This window comes from Chryseobacterium indologenes (assembly GCA_016025055.1).
In the GTDB taxonomy this organism is placed as follows: domain Bacteria; phylum Bacteroidota; class Bacteroidia; order Flavobacteriales; family Weeksellaceae; genus Chryseobacterium; species Chryseobacterium indologenes.
Genome location: CP065590.1, coordinates 355,086 through 372,453, shown reverse-complemented (window position 1 = coordinate 372,453; position 17,368 = coordinate 355,086). Strand labels below are relative to the sequence as shown.

Annotated in this window: 14 protein-coding genes and 2 pseudogenes; 8 read left to right on the top strand and 8 right to left on the bottom strand. The window is 37.1% G+C overall.

Features of this window, described 5'->3' with window-relative positions; translation table 11 throughout:
- Positions 1-41 precede the first annotated feature (41 nt).
- Positions 42-1,010: a YpdA family putative bacillithiol disulfide reductase gene (ypdA, locus tag H3Z85_01690; protein ID QPQ52247.1), complete on the bottom strand. Its 969-nt coding sequence runs from the start codon at positions 1,008-1,010 to the stop codon at positions 42-44.
- Positions 1,011-1,208: 198 nt separating this feature from the next.
- On the opposite strand from ypdA, the gene H3Z85_01685 reads away from it, so the two are divergent.
- Positions 1,209-1,850, top strand: a complete 642-nt coding sequence (locus tag H3Z85_01685) for a hypothetical protein (GenBank protein ID QPQ52246.1) — start codon at positions 1,209-1,211, stop codon at positions 1,848-1,850.
- Positions 1,851-1,960: 110 nt separating this feature from the next.
- On the opposite strand, the gene H3Z85_01680 is transcribed toward H3Z85_01685, so the two are convergent.
- The 7 genes and pseudogenes from H3Z85_01680 to H3Z85_01650 form a co-directional block, all read right to left on the bottom strand.
- Positions 1,961-3,250: a glycosyltransferase family 4 protein gene (locus H3Z85_01680; protein ID QPQ53820.1), complete on the bottom strand. Its 1,290-nt coding sequence runs from the start codon at positions 3,248-3,250 to the stop codon at positions 1,961-1,963.
- A 17-nt stretch (positions 3,251-3,267) separates the two neighbouring features.
- Complete coding sequence (locus tag H3Z85_01675; GenBank protein QPQ52245.1) at positions 3,268-5,808, bottom strand: YfhO family protein; 2,541 nt, start codon at positions 5,806-5,808, stop codon at positions 3,268-3,270.
- A gap of 31 nt (positions 5,809-5,839) precedes the next feature.
- On the bottom strand, positions 5,840-6,073 hold the full coding sequence (locus tag H3Z85_01670) for a hypothetical protein (protein QPQ52244.1): 234 nt from the start codon (positions 6,071-6,073) through the stop codon (positions 5,840-5,842).
- A 72-nt stretch (positions 6,074-6,145) separates the two neighbouring features.
- Positions 6,146-7,195 (bottom strand): hypothetical protein, encoded by a 1,050-nt coding sequence (locus H3Z85_01665; GenBank protein ID QPQ52243.1) that lies wholly within the window; start codon positions 7,193-7,195, stop codon positions 6,146-6,148.
- Between the two features lie 37 nt (positions 7,196-7,232).
- Positions 7,233-7,971, bottom strand: a pseudogene (gene rlmB / locus H3Z85_01660) (23S rRNA (guanosine(2251)-2'-O)-methyltransferase RlmB).
- A gap of 88 nt (positions 7,972-8,059) precedes the next feature.
- Positions 8,060-8,530, bottom strand: coding sequence for a DinB family protein (locus H3Z85_01655; protein QPQ52242.1), 471 nt, complete (start codon positions 8,528-8,530; stop codon positions 8,060-8,062).
- Positions 8,531-8,856: 326 nt separating this feature from the next.
- Positions 8,857-10,191: a T9SS type A sorting domain-containing protein gene (locus tag H3Z85_01650; GenBank protein QPQ52241.1), complete on the bottom strand. Its 1,335-nt coding sequence runs from the start codon at positions 10,189-10,191 to the stop codon at positions 8,857-8,859.
- 243 nt (positions 10,192-10,434) lie between these two features.
- Between H3Z85_01650 and H3Z85_01645 the strand changes: the two genes are divergently transcribed.
- From H3Z85_01645 to H3Z85_01615, 7 genes and pseudogenes are all read left to right on the top strand, one after another.
- Positions 10,435-11,730: a hypothetical protein gene (locus tag H3Z85_01645; protein QPQ52240.1), complete on the top strand. Its 1,296-nt coding sequence runs from the start codon at positions 10,435-10,437 to the stop codon at positions 11,728-11,730.
- A gap of 316 nt (positions 11,731-12,046) precedes the next feature.
- Positions 12,047-13,051 (top strand): MoxR family ATPase, encoded by a 1,005-nt coding sequence (locus tag H3Z85_01640; protein QPQ52239.1) that lies wholly within the window; start codon positions 12,047-12,049, stop codon positions 13,049-13,051.
- On the top strand, positions 13,051-13,509 hold the full coding sequence (locus H3Z85_01635) for a GNAT family N-acetyltransferase (GenBank protein QPQ52238.1): 459 nt from the start codon (positions 13,051-13,053) through the stop codon (positions 13,507-13,509). The genes H3Z85_01640 and H3Z85_01635 overlap by 1 nt, the downstream gene beginning before the upstream one ends.
- A gap of 38 nt (positions 13,510-13,547) precedes the next feature.
- Positions 13,548-14,411, top strand: a complete 864-nt coding sequence (locus H3Z85_01630) for a DUF58 domain-containing protein (protein QPQ52237.1) — start codon at positions 13,548-13,550, stop codon at positions 14,409-14,411.
- Between the two features lie 54 nt (positions 14,412-14,465).
- Positions 14,466-15,362 carry a hypothetical protein gene (locus H3Z85_01625; protein ID QPQ52236.1) on the top strand — a complete coding sequence of 299 codons (897 nt, stop codon included), beginning with the start codon at positions 14,466-14,468 and terminating at the stop codon, positions 15,360-15,362.
- Positions 15,355-16,348: pseudogene (locus H3Z85_01620) on the top strand (VWA domain-containing protein). The gene H3Z85_01625 and the pseudogene H3Z85_01620 overlap by 8 nt, the downstream one beginning before the upstream one ends.
- Positions 16,348-17,355 (top strand): VWA domain-containing protein, encoded by a 1,008-nt coding sequence (locus H3Z85_01615; GenBank protein QPQ52235.1) that lies wholly within the window; start codon positions 16,348-16,350, stop codon positions 17,353-17,355. Before H3Z85_01620 ends, H3Z85_01615 begins: the two are co-directional and overlap by 1 nt.
- Positions 17,356-17,368 lie beyond the last annotated feature (13 nt).

The window sequence follows — 17,368 nt, the reverse complement described above, 5'->3', positions numbered from 1 at the left end:
TTTTATTATACAAATAGGTCGAAATTATTATTGTAATCCCTTCAGGCTCTACCGGAAAGAATGTTATTAACGATCATACGGGCGTGAACTCGTGAATTTTCAATAAACCAAAGGTGCGTATCTTTTCCACCACATACCACTCCCGCCAGATATAAGTTGGGAATATTGGTTTCCATAGTCTCCGTATTGTAAACAGGATTCAGGCAGTCACCATTCAGTTCAATTCCTGAGCCTTTTAAAAAGTCGAAGTCGGGAAGATAGCCGGTCATCGCCAGTACAAAGTCATTTTCAATCTCATGGATCTGATTATTTTCATCTTTGAACAGAACAGAATGCTCCTTGATCTCAATAATTTCAGAATTGAAATATGCTTTGATACTTCCTTCAGCAATTCTGTTTTCAATATCCGGTTTTACCCAGTATTTCACACTTTTTGAAATCTCGGAATGTCGGATGATCATAGTGACGTCAGCTCCTTTCCTGTAGGTTTCCAAAGCAGCGTCTACTGCGGAATTACTGGATCCCACTACCACAATTTTTTGTCTGGTATAAGGATAAGGTTCCGTATAATAATGTCGGACTTTTGGAAGATCTTCTCCCGGAATATGCATCAGATTGGGAATATCATAAAAACCTGTTGCGATGACGACATGTCTGGCGGTATATTTTGATTTCGAAGTTTCAATGGTAAAGAGACCATCATTTTTCGAAACTGTCAGGACTTTTTCATACAGGTGAATATTCATTTGTTTTTGCCTTGCAATACCCTGGTAATATTCCAAAGCTTCCTGCCTGCCAGGTTTCGGTGCTGTAGAGATGAAAGGAATCTCATCGATTTCCAGTTTTTCGGCAGTGGAAAAAAATCTCATGTATAAAGGATAATTGTATAGTGAATTGACAATAGTTCCTTTTTCTATGATAAGGTAGTTTAGATTGTTTTTCTTAGCTTCAATAGCACAGTTTAAGCCGATCGGTCCGGCTCCGATAATGAGAATATCCAAAATTTCCATACAACAAAGGTACGATGTAATTGCTAGATTATATTCATACACTCAGGTAAATATGTGGAGATAGATATCCGAGTCTTGGATTTTGGATCATAGAACTGGTAGTTCATGACTCATTTACAGATCCAGCCTTCCTGTCTTTATTACCCGGCATTCTGGCATCAGTTTTGGTGTTTTTGTACCTACCACAAAATTAAGAATATGAAAAAGGTACTTATTTCCATGGTTATTGTAGCGCTGACTGTTGGCTGTAAAAAGAATGACAATCAACCTAATCTGCCGGGCAGTGATTCTACTGCGCAAATAAAGAATGACAGTATTACTATTAACCAACCCGTAGAAAATAAAGATCAATCTTTAAAACAAATAAATGATGAGGTTTTACAGGCACTGAAAAACAAAGATTATAAAAATTTTGCATCATTCATCCATCCTCAGAAAGGAATTCGCTTTTCAATGTATGCTTTTGTTGATGTAAAAGGGGACAAACATTTTTCCAAAGCTGATTTTGAAAAATACCAGCCTACGAAAATGATATTTACGTGGGGCTCTCAAGACGGTTCCGGGGATTTATATAAAACTACGATCAACGATTACCTTAGCAAATGGGTATTCTCGAAAGATTTTACAACCGGACAATATGAAGTGAACAAATTCATCGGAGGAGGCAACTCCCTGAACAATTTAAAAGATGCTTATCCCCAGGCAGATTTTACGGAAAATTATATGAAAGGCACCGAGAAATATGGTGAAATGGATTGGAAAACGATTCGTCTGGTCTTTGAGCAGTTTCAGGGGAAATATTATCTGATAGCGGTGGTAAACGATCAATGGACGATTTGAAAATTGAAAGTTGAAAGGAGTAAGTCGGAATTTGGGGTTGAAAATTAAAATGATAAGGCTGAAGATAAAAAATAAAGCGAGAATACAGGTTTCTGTTTCTCGCTTTTTTATTATAAGATTTTTGTTAATTGCTGCGTAAGGTTTTTTCTTGAAAACTGTTCAATACTTTGGGTGTTTTCATGGAGATTACCATTTTTCCAAAGGTTAAACTTTTCCAGAATAAATCTTTTTACTGCTTCAGAATCGTCGTAACTGAAGTGTTTCCCCGCATTAGTTTCTTCCAGAATTTTTGAAACATCAGCTCCCGAAGGGCCAAAAGATAAAATCTGTTTTCCCGAAGCCAGATATTCGAATATTTTTCCCGGAATGATCCCTTTCGAAGATTCATTGGGAAAGTTGGTGATCAGGAGCATCTCTGAATTTTGCATCTCTTCCACCGCTTTGCCATGTGAAAGGTAGCCCAGATTCAGGATATGATTTTTCAAACCGGATTTTTCAATGACATGCAGGATTTTATCATCAATTCTCCCTACAAATTTTAAGCGGAAATGCCGGGCGAATTCCGTATTTTCTTGTACCAGTTCGTCTAAAGCTTTCCAAAGGTTTTCAGGGTTGCGGAGCTGTTCTAAAACACCGATATAACTTAATGTAAAAGCCTTATTCTGTATCTGAGCCTTTACTGTTTTCTGAGAATCACTTTCGTCAAACCCATTCGTGATGCATATTGCATGGGCTCCTGCTTTACGAAAGTTCTCTGCATCGGTATAACTTGTTGCCAAAGTGATATCAGCATTTTTAAAAACGGCGCTTTCCAGTGCACGATGTTTAGTATCTGAACTTTTGGTTAATTTTAAATGTTTATAATAAGAAATTTCCGTCCATGGGTCGCGGAAATCGGCAATCCATTTCAGTCCAGGAAGTTTCTTTTTCAGACCCAATCCTATGAGATGTAAAGAATGGGGTGGCCCAGAAGTGACCACTACATCTATTTTGTTTTCTTTTAAATAGTGTTCAAGGAATCGAATGGAAGGTTTTACCCAAAAAACTCTGGCATCAGGAATAAAAAAATTTCCTCTTACCCAGATTGATAATCTGGATTTCCAGCTCTGATTGTTCCCGACATCAAACTGCCCGGCCTTAAACTTTTTATTACTTTTATTAAGCCGTTCGGCCAATTGGTACGGCTCCCAGATCTTAGTTCTGATGATTTCGATATTTTGAGGAATATCTTTCATCAGACTTTCATCTATTAAGGGATAGCTTGGGTTTTCGGGAGTATAGATCACAGGTTTCCAGCCGAATTCCGGAAGATATTTTGCAAACTTCAGCCATCTTTGAACACCAGGGCCTCCCGCAGGAGGCCAGTAATAGGTGATAATCAATATTTTCTTTTCTTCCATTTTAATCAAATCAGACATTAAGCTTTCGGTTCAATTAAAGTTTCCTTTTTTCTGTTTTTATTCATCCAGAAAATTCCAAAAGCACTCAATGCAATAAATAATCCGAAAGACAGTAACGAAAGCCATTTTCCTTTCTCGATCACTTCAGGTTCAAAAATCATTCTGATATGGTGGCTTCCGGCAGGAACATGTACGGCACGAAGTAAATAATCTGCTTTGATGTAAGGAACTTCTTTTTCATCAACTAAGACTTTCCAGCCATGAGGATAGTAAATTTCAGAAAATACAGCCAGCTGAGGCGTTTTAGACTGAGATTTGAATTCTAACTCATTTGGTTGATATTTCGTAAGATTAATGAATGCCGTAGAATCTGCCTGAACAGGTTTGTCAGTAAAATATGACTTGTCTGATGAAGCGATAACAGCTGTTTTCTTATTATCAATGGTTCCTATAGATTTAATTTCCTCATTCGGAGTATTTACAAATTTCAGATCACTGACGAACCATGCATTACCGTTTGCTTTTGGATTAGGAACGACCTGCGGTTGGTCAGGACCTCCGAAAATCATATACTTGGTATTCAGTAAATTTAATACATTCGGTGTTTTTACGCTATCAGCTGTTGTGATGTATTCGTTCAGCAAATCGTCATACCTTCTTAGTTTAACCGCGTGATAACCTCCGATTGAAGATTTAAAATAGGAGGTGTTGGTTTCACTGGTTACTCCTAAAGTCTGGTTGTAAATTCTATAGTGGGTTTTATCTTTATCCGCGATTGTTTCCAATGTTTTGTTGATATTTACATTGGATAAAATAGAGGCCAGACTTGGGTTAGCCTGAACTTTTTCAGCCAGCAAATCTGAACTTTCTGTCTGGAAAGGATTTTCAGCAAAGATTTTGTCTACGTAGTTTTCATCATTTAAATAACGCTTGTTAACCGTCCATAGATCAAATAAGCTTACAATTCCGATTACTACCAGAGCAATGTTTTGGTTAAGCTTTTTCTTTAAACTTAAAAATAAGGCAGCAGCAGCAATAGCAACATACATAAATGCTTTGATGGCATCTATTCTGAATAGTTTATATCTTTCTTCTACAAGATAATCGAGCAGGAAAGGAGGGAAATAGGTCTTTTCACCTTCGGTGGCAAAGCCTAGTAATGATTTTCCAAATACTAAAAGAATTAAAAGCAATCCCAATGTTCCGCCGCTGACATACATTAGAATCTTCTGCTTATATTCTTCCGTTAATTTTTCATCGGTAAAGAACCTGTATAATCCTACCATAGCGATCAGAGGAAACAACAATTCAACGACCACCAGGATGGATGAAGGAGCTCTGAATTTATTATAAAAAGGAACGTAGTCGATAAAGAAATCGGATAATGGCATAAAGTTACTTCCCCAGGCCAGTAAAACCGTTAAAACAGAAGCTCCCAGGATCCAGTAACGATACTTTTTCCAGGCAAAGAAAAAGCCCAAGACAGCAAGGAAACATACAATAGCTCCCTGATACGCCGGACCTGAAGTTCCGGGTTGATCTCCCCAATACGTCATTCCGCTGAAACCCTTGGAAATTCTGTCCATTTCTGCCTGTGAGCCTACATTCTCCTGAACGAGTTCCTGAACTCTGTTCATCATTTCTTTTCCTTCCGGTTCCTGGCTTCCTCCACCCATTAATCTTGGGATAAACAGGTTTAAGGTTTCCAGTTTTCCGTAGCTCCACATCAGCATACTTTCTTTATCCATTCCGGATTTTCCTGAAGTATGGCTGTCATTTGTTAAAATCTGCTTTCCACGAACCGTTTCTTTTACGTACTCTGAATTGGCCATGATTCTCTGTGAGTTCATCCCAACCCCAATGATACAAGATGCAGCAATGATTCCGGAAGAAATCAGGAAGTGCCTCATAGGTGTTTTTTTCTGAATTGCTCTGATCAGTTCAGAAAGGAATAAAAAGCCTAATGCAATAAACAGATAATACGTCATCTGAGGGTGGTTGGCTGCAATCTGCAGTCCCATGAAAAGGGTAGTGACAATGAATCCCCAGATATATTGTTTCCGGATATAAACCAATAAAATACCGGCTAAAAGCGGAGCAAAATATTCAATAGTATTCACTTTACCATTGTGTCCGGCAGCAATAATAATGTAAAAATAAGTGGACAATCCAAAGAAAGTAGCTCCAAGTAAAGCGTATTTCCAGTTTCTGACAACCACCATTCCCAAAAGGAAAAAACCTGCAAAAAGCAGGAACAGATAATTTACCGGCCTTGGCAGGAAATTCAGATTGCTATCAATTTTTTTGATGATATCACCTTTAAACTGGCTACCCATCTGATAAGTTGGCATTCCCCCGAACATAGAGTCGCTCCAATACGTTTCATTTCCTGTATCGGCTCTATAGTCGAGCAGTTCTTTTGCTCCTCCTCTGTATTGTACAATATCGTGCTGGAAAAGCTGTTTTCCTGTAAATACTGGAGTGGAATATAAAAATGCTAAAACTATAAATACTACTAATGAAATTGCAATATAAATTAAGTTTTTATTTTTCGCCATGCTGGTTATTATCTTTTATTTCTTGGAATTTTTACCTTTTGTCTTTGGTCTCTTTTACTTCTTCGTAGTCTACGGTTTCCGCATCCCATTTAAGACCTTGCTTGTTGTTCTTATTCGAGTTGTGAATATCTTGCTGCCTGTTATCCTGATTATTGTTATTGTTGAATCGATAACTGTAAAAAGTTTTAAAGAATATCCTTTTCAGAATATTCCACACGAAGAAAATAACAATGGCAGACAGTACTAATTCAAGAATGTACTTCATAACTTTTTGATTTAAAATTCAGGGTTGGAAGTTTATATTTTCCGGTTTCCAACCCTGAATATTTTTAGTGAATTATTTTGCAGATGGATTTACCATTACAGAAGATTTTGAAACACTTTTCATAGACTGAGATTGTTTTCCGTCTGAAATTGTTTCAATCTGTGTAGTGACTACATTGATGTTCTGATTCGTAATCCATCCTGTGTTTTCATCAAACTTAATAGTTCCGTTCTGGGTAAGCTCACTGCTTAAGCTGTGAGTGATAGGTCCCTGAGCTTTCTTTTCAGTTTTCTTGGGAATACCTCCTGTTACAGCAATTTCTGCAGTTCCGTTTCCTAGGCTTTTCAGCACATAGTTGGAAGTTACTTTAACGCTTCCACTTGGGTCGGCATTTTCAGAAGTTGTCCATTTCTCACCTACCTTTACTCCTTTTTTAGGAATGATGGTCAGGTTTTTATTAAACTGATCTTTCAGAACTTTTTCATTGAAAGATTCTTTAAGGCTTGATACAACGCTTGCCTTTTCATTGGCATCTTTAATAAGAGTTCCCACAGCAGCAGAAACTTTAGTATACACTGCATCAAAACCGGTGATAGAGATTACATTACCGTGGGTATCCATTTTCATGGCCAGTTTATTTCCGGTAAGTGCTCTGTTGATATTCCAGATCATTTTCAGGTCGTCTTCCTTTGGTAATGGTTGTTTGGTATCTACAACAATCGTTTTTCCCTGAGCAGACTGAGAGCTTCTTTTAGCAACAAGATTAAGGGTCATTTCGTATACATTTCCTTTGATCTCGTTTACGGTAAAGTTCATTTCATCTGTAGATTCGCTGGTTGCAGTGATCGATTTTCCCTGAGGATCAGTCATCGTCTTTACATCTCTCTGGTAAGTGGTAAGAGGATATGTTTTTCCTTTTTCAAGCTTGAAAGTTTGTTTTACAATTCCTGCAGAATCTCTAATTGCCGGATTTTCCACCACCTTTGCTACAGAATCAGCAGGTACTTCTACTGTTACTGTTTTCCCGGTCTTAGGATCCACTTTAGTTATTTTGGCTGTTTCTTTCTTACAAGATACTAGAGCTATAGATGAGATGAGAGCTATTGCTGCTACGTTTTTCATTTTCTAATTTTTTAAGTGTTGTGTGTTATCGAATAAATTATTTCAACATTTTCTGTCTTACAGCTTCATATAAAATCGCGCCACAAGCAACAGAAACATTTAAAGATTGAGTTTTTCCTTCGATAGGAAGTTTTATTTTTTCGTCAGAATGATGCAATACTTCTTTGGAAATTCCTGTTTCTTCATTCCCCATTACAATAGCACATGGTTCTGTAAAGTTGACATCATAAATCAGTTTTTCCGCTTTTTCACTGGCTGAAAATACAGTGATTCCACTTTGCTGCAAAAAAGTCTACGGTATGGGCAAGATTATTTTCTTTACAGATTTTAATATTATAAAGGGCTCCCGCAGAAGTTTTTATCGCATCCGAATTGATCGGTGCTGCTCCTTTTTCAGGAATAATAACAGCGTCAACGCCCACGCATTCCGCCGTTCTGCAGATGGCACCAAAGTTTCTCACGTCAGTAAGTCTGTCAAGGATCAGTAAAAAAGGTGTTTTGCCTTCTTCAAATAATTGTGGAACAAGATCCTCCACTTTATGAAACGGAACATCCGAAATAAAAGCAACCACCCCCTGGTGGTTTTTTCTTGTAAAACGGTTCAGTTTTTCAACCGGAACATAATTGGGACGGATTTTATTTTTCGCTAAAATTGCTTTTAGTTCAGCATAAATAGGTCCTTGGAGTGCATTCTGCACAAAGACCTTGTCAATCGTTTTTCCCGCTTCAATTGCTTCAATAACGGGACGCAGCCCGAAAATAAAATCGTCTTTCATTGAGTTGTATAAAATTTTATGTTTAAGGTTTAGGATAGAAGGTTAGGATTTGTATGTCAATTCGTGGCCCCTTTTATCCGGTTTCCTCTTAGTATTTTTCTCCTAAAATTGCTCTTTTCTGAGCCATTACATAACCATAGTGCAAACTTTCATGCATATTGTTAAAGATAATAGCATCCTGAATGCTTTTCAGATCCATTCCAAAACTGGTCGTATAAGGAGTATAATCTGAAAAGAAATCGCTGTCGTAATCTTTCATTAAGATCTTAGAAGTTTCAGTCAGTAAAAATTCTAAGTCTTCCACTTCAGATTTTTGAACATTTAAGTTAGGCAAAGTTCCTTTTTTATAGGTTTCAATCCAGTATTTATCAATACGGAAAGGGTTTCCACTTAGGTAATAATGCAAAAGCTGCTGTGTGGCAACAGTGTGGGCAATATTCCAGTAAATATTATTGTTGAAACCATCCGGAATCAGTATCAGGTCCTCATGGGATGTATTCTGAAGGATGTCTAAAAGGTTTTTTCTAACTTGTCGGTGTGCTTGAAAATGATAATTCATTTTGCAAAATTTTTAATCTCCAAAAATAGTTTAATAAACTGGAAATGACAATTTTTTGGACGGAGGATTAGAGTTAAAGTTTTTTAACGCTTAGAAAAAAGAATGTTAATGATGTTGTTTTTCAGATTTTTATGATGAATAGTCTTCTGCCTGATCATACTTGCGGTTTTCCGCCTGCTTAATTCTATATTCTTGCCAACACTCAAATCTGTTATATTTTTCAGGATCGTATTCTGCAAACATGTTGTTAATTCACTGAAAAAAAATCCCTCCCGTTTACAGGAAGGATTATTAAATCTGAATTATTATTAAAGACTGTTTCCGTCTTATTTTTTTATGATTTTATGTTTAAAAGTTGTCCCGTCCTTCAGGGTGATATTTAATAGATAGATCCCAGTACTATAAGAGGAAATATCGATTCTGTCTTGTTTATAGGTTTCAGATAATTTTCTTCCGTCTATACTGTACAGAATTAAAGAAACAACATCAACTTTTGATTTGATATTGACAAAATCCGAAGTGGGGTTTGGGAAAATGTTGACATCAATAGTTTTAATATCCTGTACATTTAAAGTAGCATTGGTTTTTCCCTGCATATATATAGAAAGGTAAACCTCTCCAGCCCCCTGATAAAAAGTAGCGGTTGGTATAGTATGTCTTAAAGTGTGATTTCCGGCAGTTAGATTAGCCAGCGTAAAACCTCTGATAGGGACAGAATTTCCCGGGCACCAGTTGTTCCATGAAGTCCAGTCAGCTTCCGTTTTGGGAGTCGCTCCGTAAATTCCGTTGCCTTGTGTATTATATACCCTGAAAGGTTCACATGAAATCCCACCGGGTTTGTAGGTGAGCATTTGTATATCATCTAGATAAGTATAGTTCTGTCTTCTGATATATTCTTCTCCGCCCTGATTGGCACCATGTGGAGTAGATATAACAAAGAAGTTGGCGTTGGCAACAGCAGCAGGAAGATTGAAGTTGACAATTCTTACAGTTTCACCAGCAATGTCGGTACTGTTATAATTATTAAGTTTATTGTAGGTCAGTAAGGGAACTACAGTATTATAATCAGTAGCAGTTCCGGAATTATTTGAAAAGAAGGTGAGCGTTCCCGTAAAGACATCATTTCTATCACGACAGCCGGTAACCTGATCGTTAGCAGCATACGGAACTCCAAAAACATCAAGCTCCATATAGATATCATAATTGTTCCGTAAATCCGTATCATGAAATATACTGTATAGATTGCTTACATTATAGGTGTAGGGAACTTCTGAAGGAGTTCTGTTTTTATTCATGAATGGAGTAATATACCGGCCAACTTCAATTCTCTTGACATTCGGATCATTTAGAGTGTAAGTTGACTGGTTTTTAGGGACTAATGCCAGAAAAACTTCTCCCAAACGGTCATAGTTATCACATAAAGCACCTATGGTAACCCTCATTGCAATAGTTGTTTTAAAAGAGTTAAGTTCAGTATCTGTAAGTTTTCTCGTATATCTCGAGTTATTAAGCCGGATTAATCCTGTAGGTACAGGCTGCGATACCGTTGCTGCATAACCATCATAATAAATTGCCTGAGAAATCACATTCGTCATTGTTGTTGTCTGTGATTTCATAAGGCCGACAAAGAGAAGACTAATAAAAAATAATTTTTTATACATATTATTTGATATTTGTTGTAAATATATTAAAATATGTATTATGTTTTTTATTATTTATTGGTTAAATTGGTAATAAATATACTTTTTTATTGTGAAGTAGTTAAAATTCGGTTGTTTCAACCTTAGCTTTTTGTTTGGTTTTAATTATTTTAATGAATGTGGCGTAATAATTTAATTTTTTGATATGTAAATCTAAATTTTATCATTAATTTAGCGCAAAATGAGATCATAAAATTATTAATTATGAAAAGAGTTTTACTTTTTGTTTTGTTGTCATTTGTATCGCTGGTTAACGCTCAGATTAATCTGAACATTGGAAGTACAAATGTAGGAACCGCCCCGGTGAGTAGTTTTTTTTCCTATTCTTATGTTCAGCAGATTTATCTTAAGCAGGAAATAAATACCAACGCCGCAGGAAATATTACAGGACTTATCTTTTATCTGGATCCGTCTGCAACAATTAATGATTCTTCCAATTGGACCGTTTATCTCGGGCATACGACAAAATCAGCTTTTACCTCGGGAACAGACTGGATTCCTGCTGCACAGCTGACTCAGGTGTTCGCGGGAACTGTCACCAAAAATAATAATAAAGTTGAGGTAAGTCTTACCACTCCCTTTGCTTATAATAATTCCGATAATCTGGTGGTTGCAGCCAGAGAAAATTCTCCAAGTATCGATATTAATAATTTTGATGAGGCTTTTCGTGTGTATTCTCATTTACCAAATTCTGCTCTCTATTATAAAGGAGATCAGCAGGTTGTTGATCCTTCAGCTCCACCGGGAGGGATAAGAGCTAATTATAAATCAGCAATAACTATCTCAGGATTAACACCAAGTCCTACACCTGCCTGTCCCATCGTTCTTTTCCCTGCAAATAATGCGCAAAAAATTTCTTTGTCTCCTTTGTTTAGCTGGGTTGCCGTGTCAGGTGCAGATTCTTATAAGGTTTCATTGGGTACAAGTTCCGGCGGTACAGATGTGGTTAATCAACAGGTGGTGGCCAACAATAGTTTTACCCCTTCTGTTCCTCTCAACCGTGACACTACCTATTATATAAAGATTAACGCTGTTTCAGGGAATGCGGAATCGGTTGGCTGTAGCGAAATTACTTTTAAAACAATTCCTCCGATACCTGTAAATGATGCTTGTACAGGTGCTCTGGTAGCATCTGCTTTCCCTTATGCTTACACACAGAATGATGCAATATCTTCCACAAATAATGCAGGGTTTGTTTCTGCATGTGCTGACAACGGGATGAATGATGGCCTGTGGTTTAGATTTACAGGTGATGGAAGCCAATTTACAATTAAAGTATCTACATCGGTAGTTTCTTTTGATCCTAAAATCGGAGTTTACAGCGGGGCGTGTGATAATTTGGTTTGTGTAGGAACAAAAGATGATGGTGGTGGTGGCCAGGCAGAGACGATCACCATTACCACCACTGCAGGAACTGAATATTTTGTGAATGTAGGATCCTTTGAGGATGATGTTGATAAGCCGGAAGATACATTTACGATTGATATTACTAAGATATAATGAAGCATTTTTAGACGATCTTCATTTTAGATAATAAAGAATGTTGTGATGTACGATCATAACATTTTTTTTGTCGTGAGTTTTTGTCTGTTGGTTTTCAATATTTTAAGTAATTTCTCTATTCAGTGGAACAATGAAGGTTTATAAGAAAAATAGAGGCCGGTCCTGTTTTTATATACTAGCAAATCAGTTTGTTGGATTAAAAATGTAGCAGTGATAGTGGAATATTTAACAAACTTTAACTCAAAAATGGCATTGATTGTGTTGATTAATGCAAGTATTTATCAGAAATTTACCACTTATTTTAAATCAAGCTATGTCAGATATATATCAAGCTGAAGATATCCGCCAATTGACGGAAAAAATAAAAGAAAAAAACTACTTGTTTTCTCTTCTGAGACAGGAAATCAATAAAGTTATTATTGGCCAGGAATATATGGTTGACCGCCTTTTGGTAGGCCTTTTGGGGAATGGTCATATTCTGTTGGAAGGAGTGCCTGGGTTGGCTAAAACCTTAGCGATAAAAACGCTGGCCGATGCTGTGCACGGAGAATTTTCCAGGATTCAGTTTACTCCTGATCTGCTTCCGGCAGATGTCGTTGGAACCATGATCTTCAATATCAAAGACAATGATTTTTCTATAAAAAAAGGACCGGTATTTGCGAATTTTGTTCTTGCCGATGAAATCAACCGTGCACCGGCCAAAGTGCAATCTGCTCTTCTGGAAGTCATGCAGGAAAAGCAGGTAACCATTGGTGACGAGACCATGAAGCTTCCAAGACCATTTTTGGTATTGGCTACGCAGAATCCTATCGATCAGGAGGGAACTTATCTGTTGCCTGAAGCACAAAGTGACCGTTTTATGCTGAAGTGCACCATAGATTATCCCGCATTTGAAGATGAAAGACAAGTGATGAGAATGGTTTCCACTTCTCACCAGCCGACAGTGAAACCTGTAATCTCTCTTCAGGATATTATCGATGCAAAAGAACTGATCAACCAGATTTATCTGGACGAAAAGATTGAAAAATATATTCTTGATATGGTGTTTGCAACCCGTTATCCTGAAAATTACGGATTGTCTGAGCTTAAGAATTATATCAGCTTTGGAGCCTCTCCGAGAGCATCTATCAATCTTGCGATTGCCTCAAGAGCGTATGCATTTTTAAAAGGAAGGGCATTTGTGATTCCTGAAGATGTGAAAGCATTGGCTAAAGATGTATTAAGACACAGAATGGGGCTTACTTTCGAAGCTGAAGCAGAGGAAATTTCAACAGAAGAGATTATCAACAGAATTTTAGCAAAAATACAGGCGCCGTAATGAGTGATGTTGTAATTCGAAAAGCAGTTCACGAGGATTGCGATGCGATGTTAAACCTTATTAAGGAGCTTGCAGAATACGAAAAAGCTTTACATGAAGTAACTGTGACTATTGAGCAGTTTACGGAAGATGGTTTTGGAAAATCTCCGGTTTGGGGAGCATTTGTAGCTGAATTTGAAGGAGAAATAGTAGGGATTTCCCTTTATTATGACCGATATTCTACCTGGAAGGGCAGAAGGTTGTATCTTGAAGATCTTGTAGTGACAGAAAAATTAAGAGGAAGGCAGATCGGAAAACTGCTTTTTGATGCTACATTGGAATACGGACAATCAAACCAATATACTGGCATGGTATTTCAGGTATTGAACTGGAATGAGCCGGCGATAAATTTTTATAAAAAATACAGCCCTAAGTTTGATGATGAATGGTTGAATGTTTCTATAGAATTTAAAAATTAGATTCACACCATTTACAATTTTAAATCTCACAAGTGTCTATGCAGATAAAAGATATTGTAAAAAAAGTAAAGCAGATAGAAATCCGTACAAGAAAAAAGACGGAAGCTGCTTTGATGGGGCAATATCACAGTGCCTTTAAAGGCCAGGGAATGACCTTTTCAGAAGTTCGTCCCTATCAGTTTGGAGATGAAATCAGAAGAATCGACTGGAACAAAACAGCTCGTTTCCGCGAGGCGTTCGTGAAAGTAATGGAAGAGGAAAGGGAACTTACGATGATGATTCTGGTTGATATTTCTGCATCGATGGATTATGGGACCAAAGTCCAGCTGAAAAGAGAATATGTTGCCGAAATTGCGGCCAGCCTTGGTTTTTCAGCCGCCGGTAATAATGATAAAGTAGGGCTCATCCTGTTTGCTGATAAGGTGTACAAAGTAATTCCTCCTCAGAAAGGGAGAAAACATATTCTTTCCATTATCAGCAATATTCTGACAGCAGATTATGTTCCTGCGGAATCTAAAATAGATAAAGCTCTCGAATATATGATGGGAATCTTTAAGAGAAAATCCCTTGTTTTTTTATTTTCGGATTTTGAAGATGAATATGACTCTAAAATGTTGAGAGTCGCTTCCAAAAAGCACCAGCTGCTGGGGATGCGAATTTATGATGAAAAGGATAATGAAATTCCTGACGTAGGATATACACTTCTGTATGATGCAGAGACAGGAAAGCAAATATGGGCAAATACTTCCAGCGCAAGATGGCGATATACCTTTGCGGAGGCTCAGAAACAAAAAGTAAGAGCTTTGGAGGAAGACTTTTCCGGAAGTTCGGCCGGTTTTATGAATATTAATACCGGAGCTGATTATTCAAAATTGCTGTATAATTATTTTCAGAAAAAATAACACGGGTTTTGCCCGTACATAAAAACATCTGGCTTGGCCATTTATTATTTAACATTGAAAAAAATATTTTTAATACTACCTTTTCTGATCTGTGCAAATGCTTTTTCACAGATACTTTCCTCCAATGTAGAAAAGAAGACCATCGCTTTGGGAGAAGTGAATCATCTCGTTGTGAAAATTGATAATATTCATGATCAACAGGTAACTTCTGCTCCTAAAAACGAATTACTTCCCTTTCATTTTGAAGAAACAAAAGACAGTATCGGACAAAATGCAGGCACCTACGAAAGAAAAATAGAATTTGCTGTTTTTGAAGAAGGAAAATTTACCATTCCTGAGCTGGAATTTAAAGTAGGGGATAAAATTCTTAAAACAATTCCTTACGAAATTGATGTCATCAATACTGCCCAAAAAGCAGATCAGATCAATGATATCATGAAGAATAAGCAGGTGAAACTGGATGCTAAAGATTATTGGGAACTGTATAAGTTTTATATTCTTGCAGCATTGGCACTTATTGCTTTGATTATTGCCATTATTATGATTGTAAAATGGGGCAGAAAAGCAAAAAGTTCACCGGTAGTGGCCACCAACCAGACATTGAAAGAATTAGACTCTCTTAAAAAGAAAAAATATATTGAAGGAGGTAATTTCCGTTCATTCTATGTGGAACTGATCGATATCTCGAGAAACTTTATTGCCAAACAATACAGCCTTCCTGCAGATGTCCTTCTTACAGATGATCTGATTGAGGTGATCAAAAAGAATAATACCATTTCGCAGGACAATGAGAAAATAATAGAAGATGTATTTTTACGGGGAGATTTGGTGAAATTTGCCAAGACCTTCCCTGATGAAGAAACAATGCAGAAAGATTTTGCTGATATCAGGGATTTTGTGAAAAGATCATCTAAAGATCTGGAATTCGAAAACTTGAGAAAGGATGTTTGATTTTGAGTTTTACAGTCCGTGGTTTTTATTGCTTTTTCTTCTTTTTATTCCCCTTTTTATTAAGGATGCAGGACAAAGGAAAAGAAAAGGGATAAAAGTGCCTACGACAAAAAATATGGATAACAGTGATGGAATCCGGGGTGTACTTTTTCTATTGAAAATATCAAAGTATATCATTCTTTCCGCTCTTATTATTGCAATGGCAAGGCCCAGAACGTTCACTGTTTCCCAGGACAGAGACGAGACAAAAGGGGTTGATATTATGCTGTCTATTGACGTATCATTAAGTATGCTCGCCAAAGATCTTAATCCTGACCGTATCACAGCATTGAAAGATATTGCAGTAAAATTTGTACAGAAGCGTCCCAACGACAGGATCGGGGTGGTGGCTTATGCTGCCGAAGCATTTACCAAAGTTCCTGTTACTTCAGATCATCAGGTGGTCATTGATGAAATTAAAAATCTGAATTCAGATGGTCTTGAACCGGGAACAGCTATTGGAGAAGGTCTCTCAGTCGCAGTAAATCATTTGATCAAGAGCAAAGCAAAAAGTAAAGTAGTGATCCTGATGACGGATGGAGTGAGCAATATTCAAAACGCCATACCTCCACAAATTGCCGCTGAACTGGCAAAAAATAACAATATTAAAGTCTATTCTATCGGTATTGGTACCAACGGATATGCCTTAATGCCTACGGCACAGGATATTTTTGGAGATCTGGTTTTTACAGAAGCAGAAGTTACGATTGATGAAAATACCTTGAGAGAAATTGCACAAACGACAGGAGGAAAATACTTCAGGGCTACGTCAAACAGTAGTCTTTGAAGAAATATATAATGAGATTAATCAGCTCGAAAAATCGGATGTAAAGATCTCAAAGCTTTATAATTATGAGGAATATTTTAAGATTTTCCTTTGGATCGCTTTGGGAATGCTGTTTTTAGATGCGTTATTGAGATGGGTATTTTATAAAATTTTAAGCTGATGAGTTGGTCTTTAGGAAATTATTGGTATTTACTTTTACTGTTGCTTCTGCCGCTGTTAGCATCCTTTCTGATCCGGTTTTTACGATGGAGAAAGAAAAAAAGAGAAATTTTTGCCAGCAGCCAGTTTCACGACGATTTATTTGATAAAAGTTCAGGGTTTACGAAGTTTTTCCCGGCATTATACCTTTTGGGTACTTTATTTCTGATCTTTTCAATTATCGATCTTCTTAATGGTTCTGAAGAAGTAAAAACGAATCAGAAGCTGAATAACGTAATCTTTATGCTCGATGTTTCAAATTCGATGAACGCAGAAGATATTGATCCAAGCCGTCTTACTGAGGCAAAAAACCTGATGATCAGGACTATGCAGAAAATGAAAAATGATAAGGTCGGAATTGTTATTTTCGCCGGGCAGGCTACTTCAATCATGCCCCTCACTACGGATTATAATTCGGCAGAAACCTATATCAGCGGAATTGAAACGAATTCAATGCAGATTCAGGGAACCGATTTTTTAAAAGGAATGCAGGCTGCCGTTGCGAAGTTTAAAAATGTAAGCAAAGGATCCAGAAAAGTAATATTACTGAGTGATGGAGAAGATAATGAAGGTAATGATAATGCCGCGATAAGATTGGCTAATAAAGAAGGTGTCAGTGTAACGTCCGTCGGGATAGGTTCTGATGAGGGAGCTCCCGTACCTGAATATGTTTTCGGGCAGTTGATGGGATATAAAACAGATGTAAACGGAGGTACTGTCATATCAAAAAGGCAAACCGAAGCTTTAAAGAAGATGGCCGAATCTACAGGAGGAACCTACATTGACGGAAATAATATCAATGAAGCTCCGGACAGGATTTTAGATGCCGTAAATAGGAAGTCGACAGGGGCTGAAACCCTTGTGAAATCACAGAATGCGAATCATTATTATCAATATTTTTTAGCAGTTTCTATCTTACTTTTCTTTTTAATTTATATTTTTAATCCCAAAAGAGATTTTAATGTGTAAATTTCCTTACTGT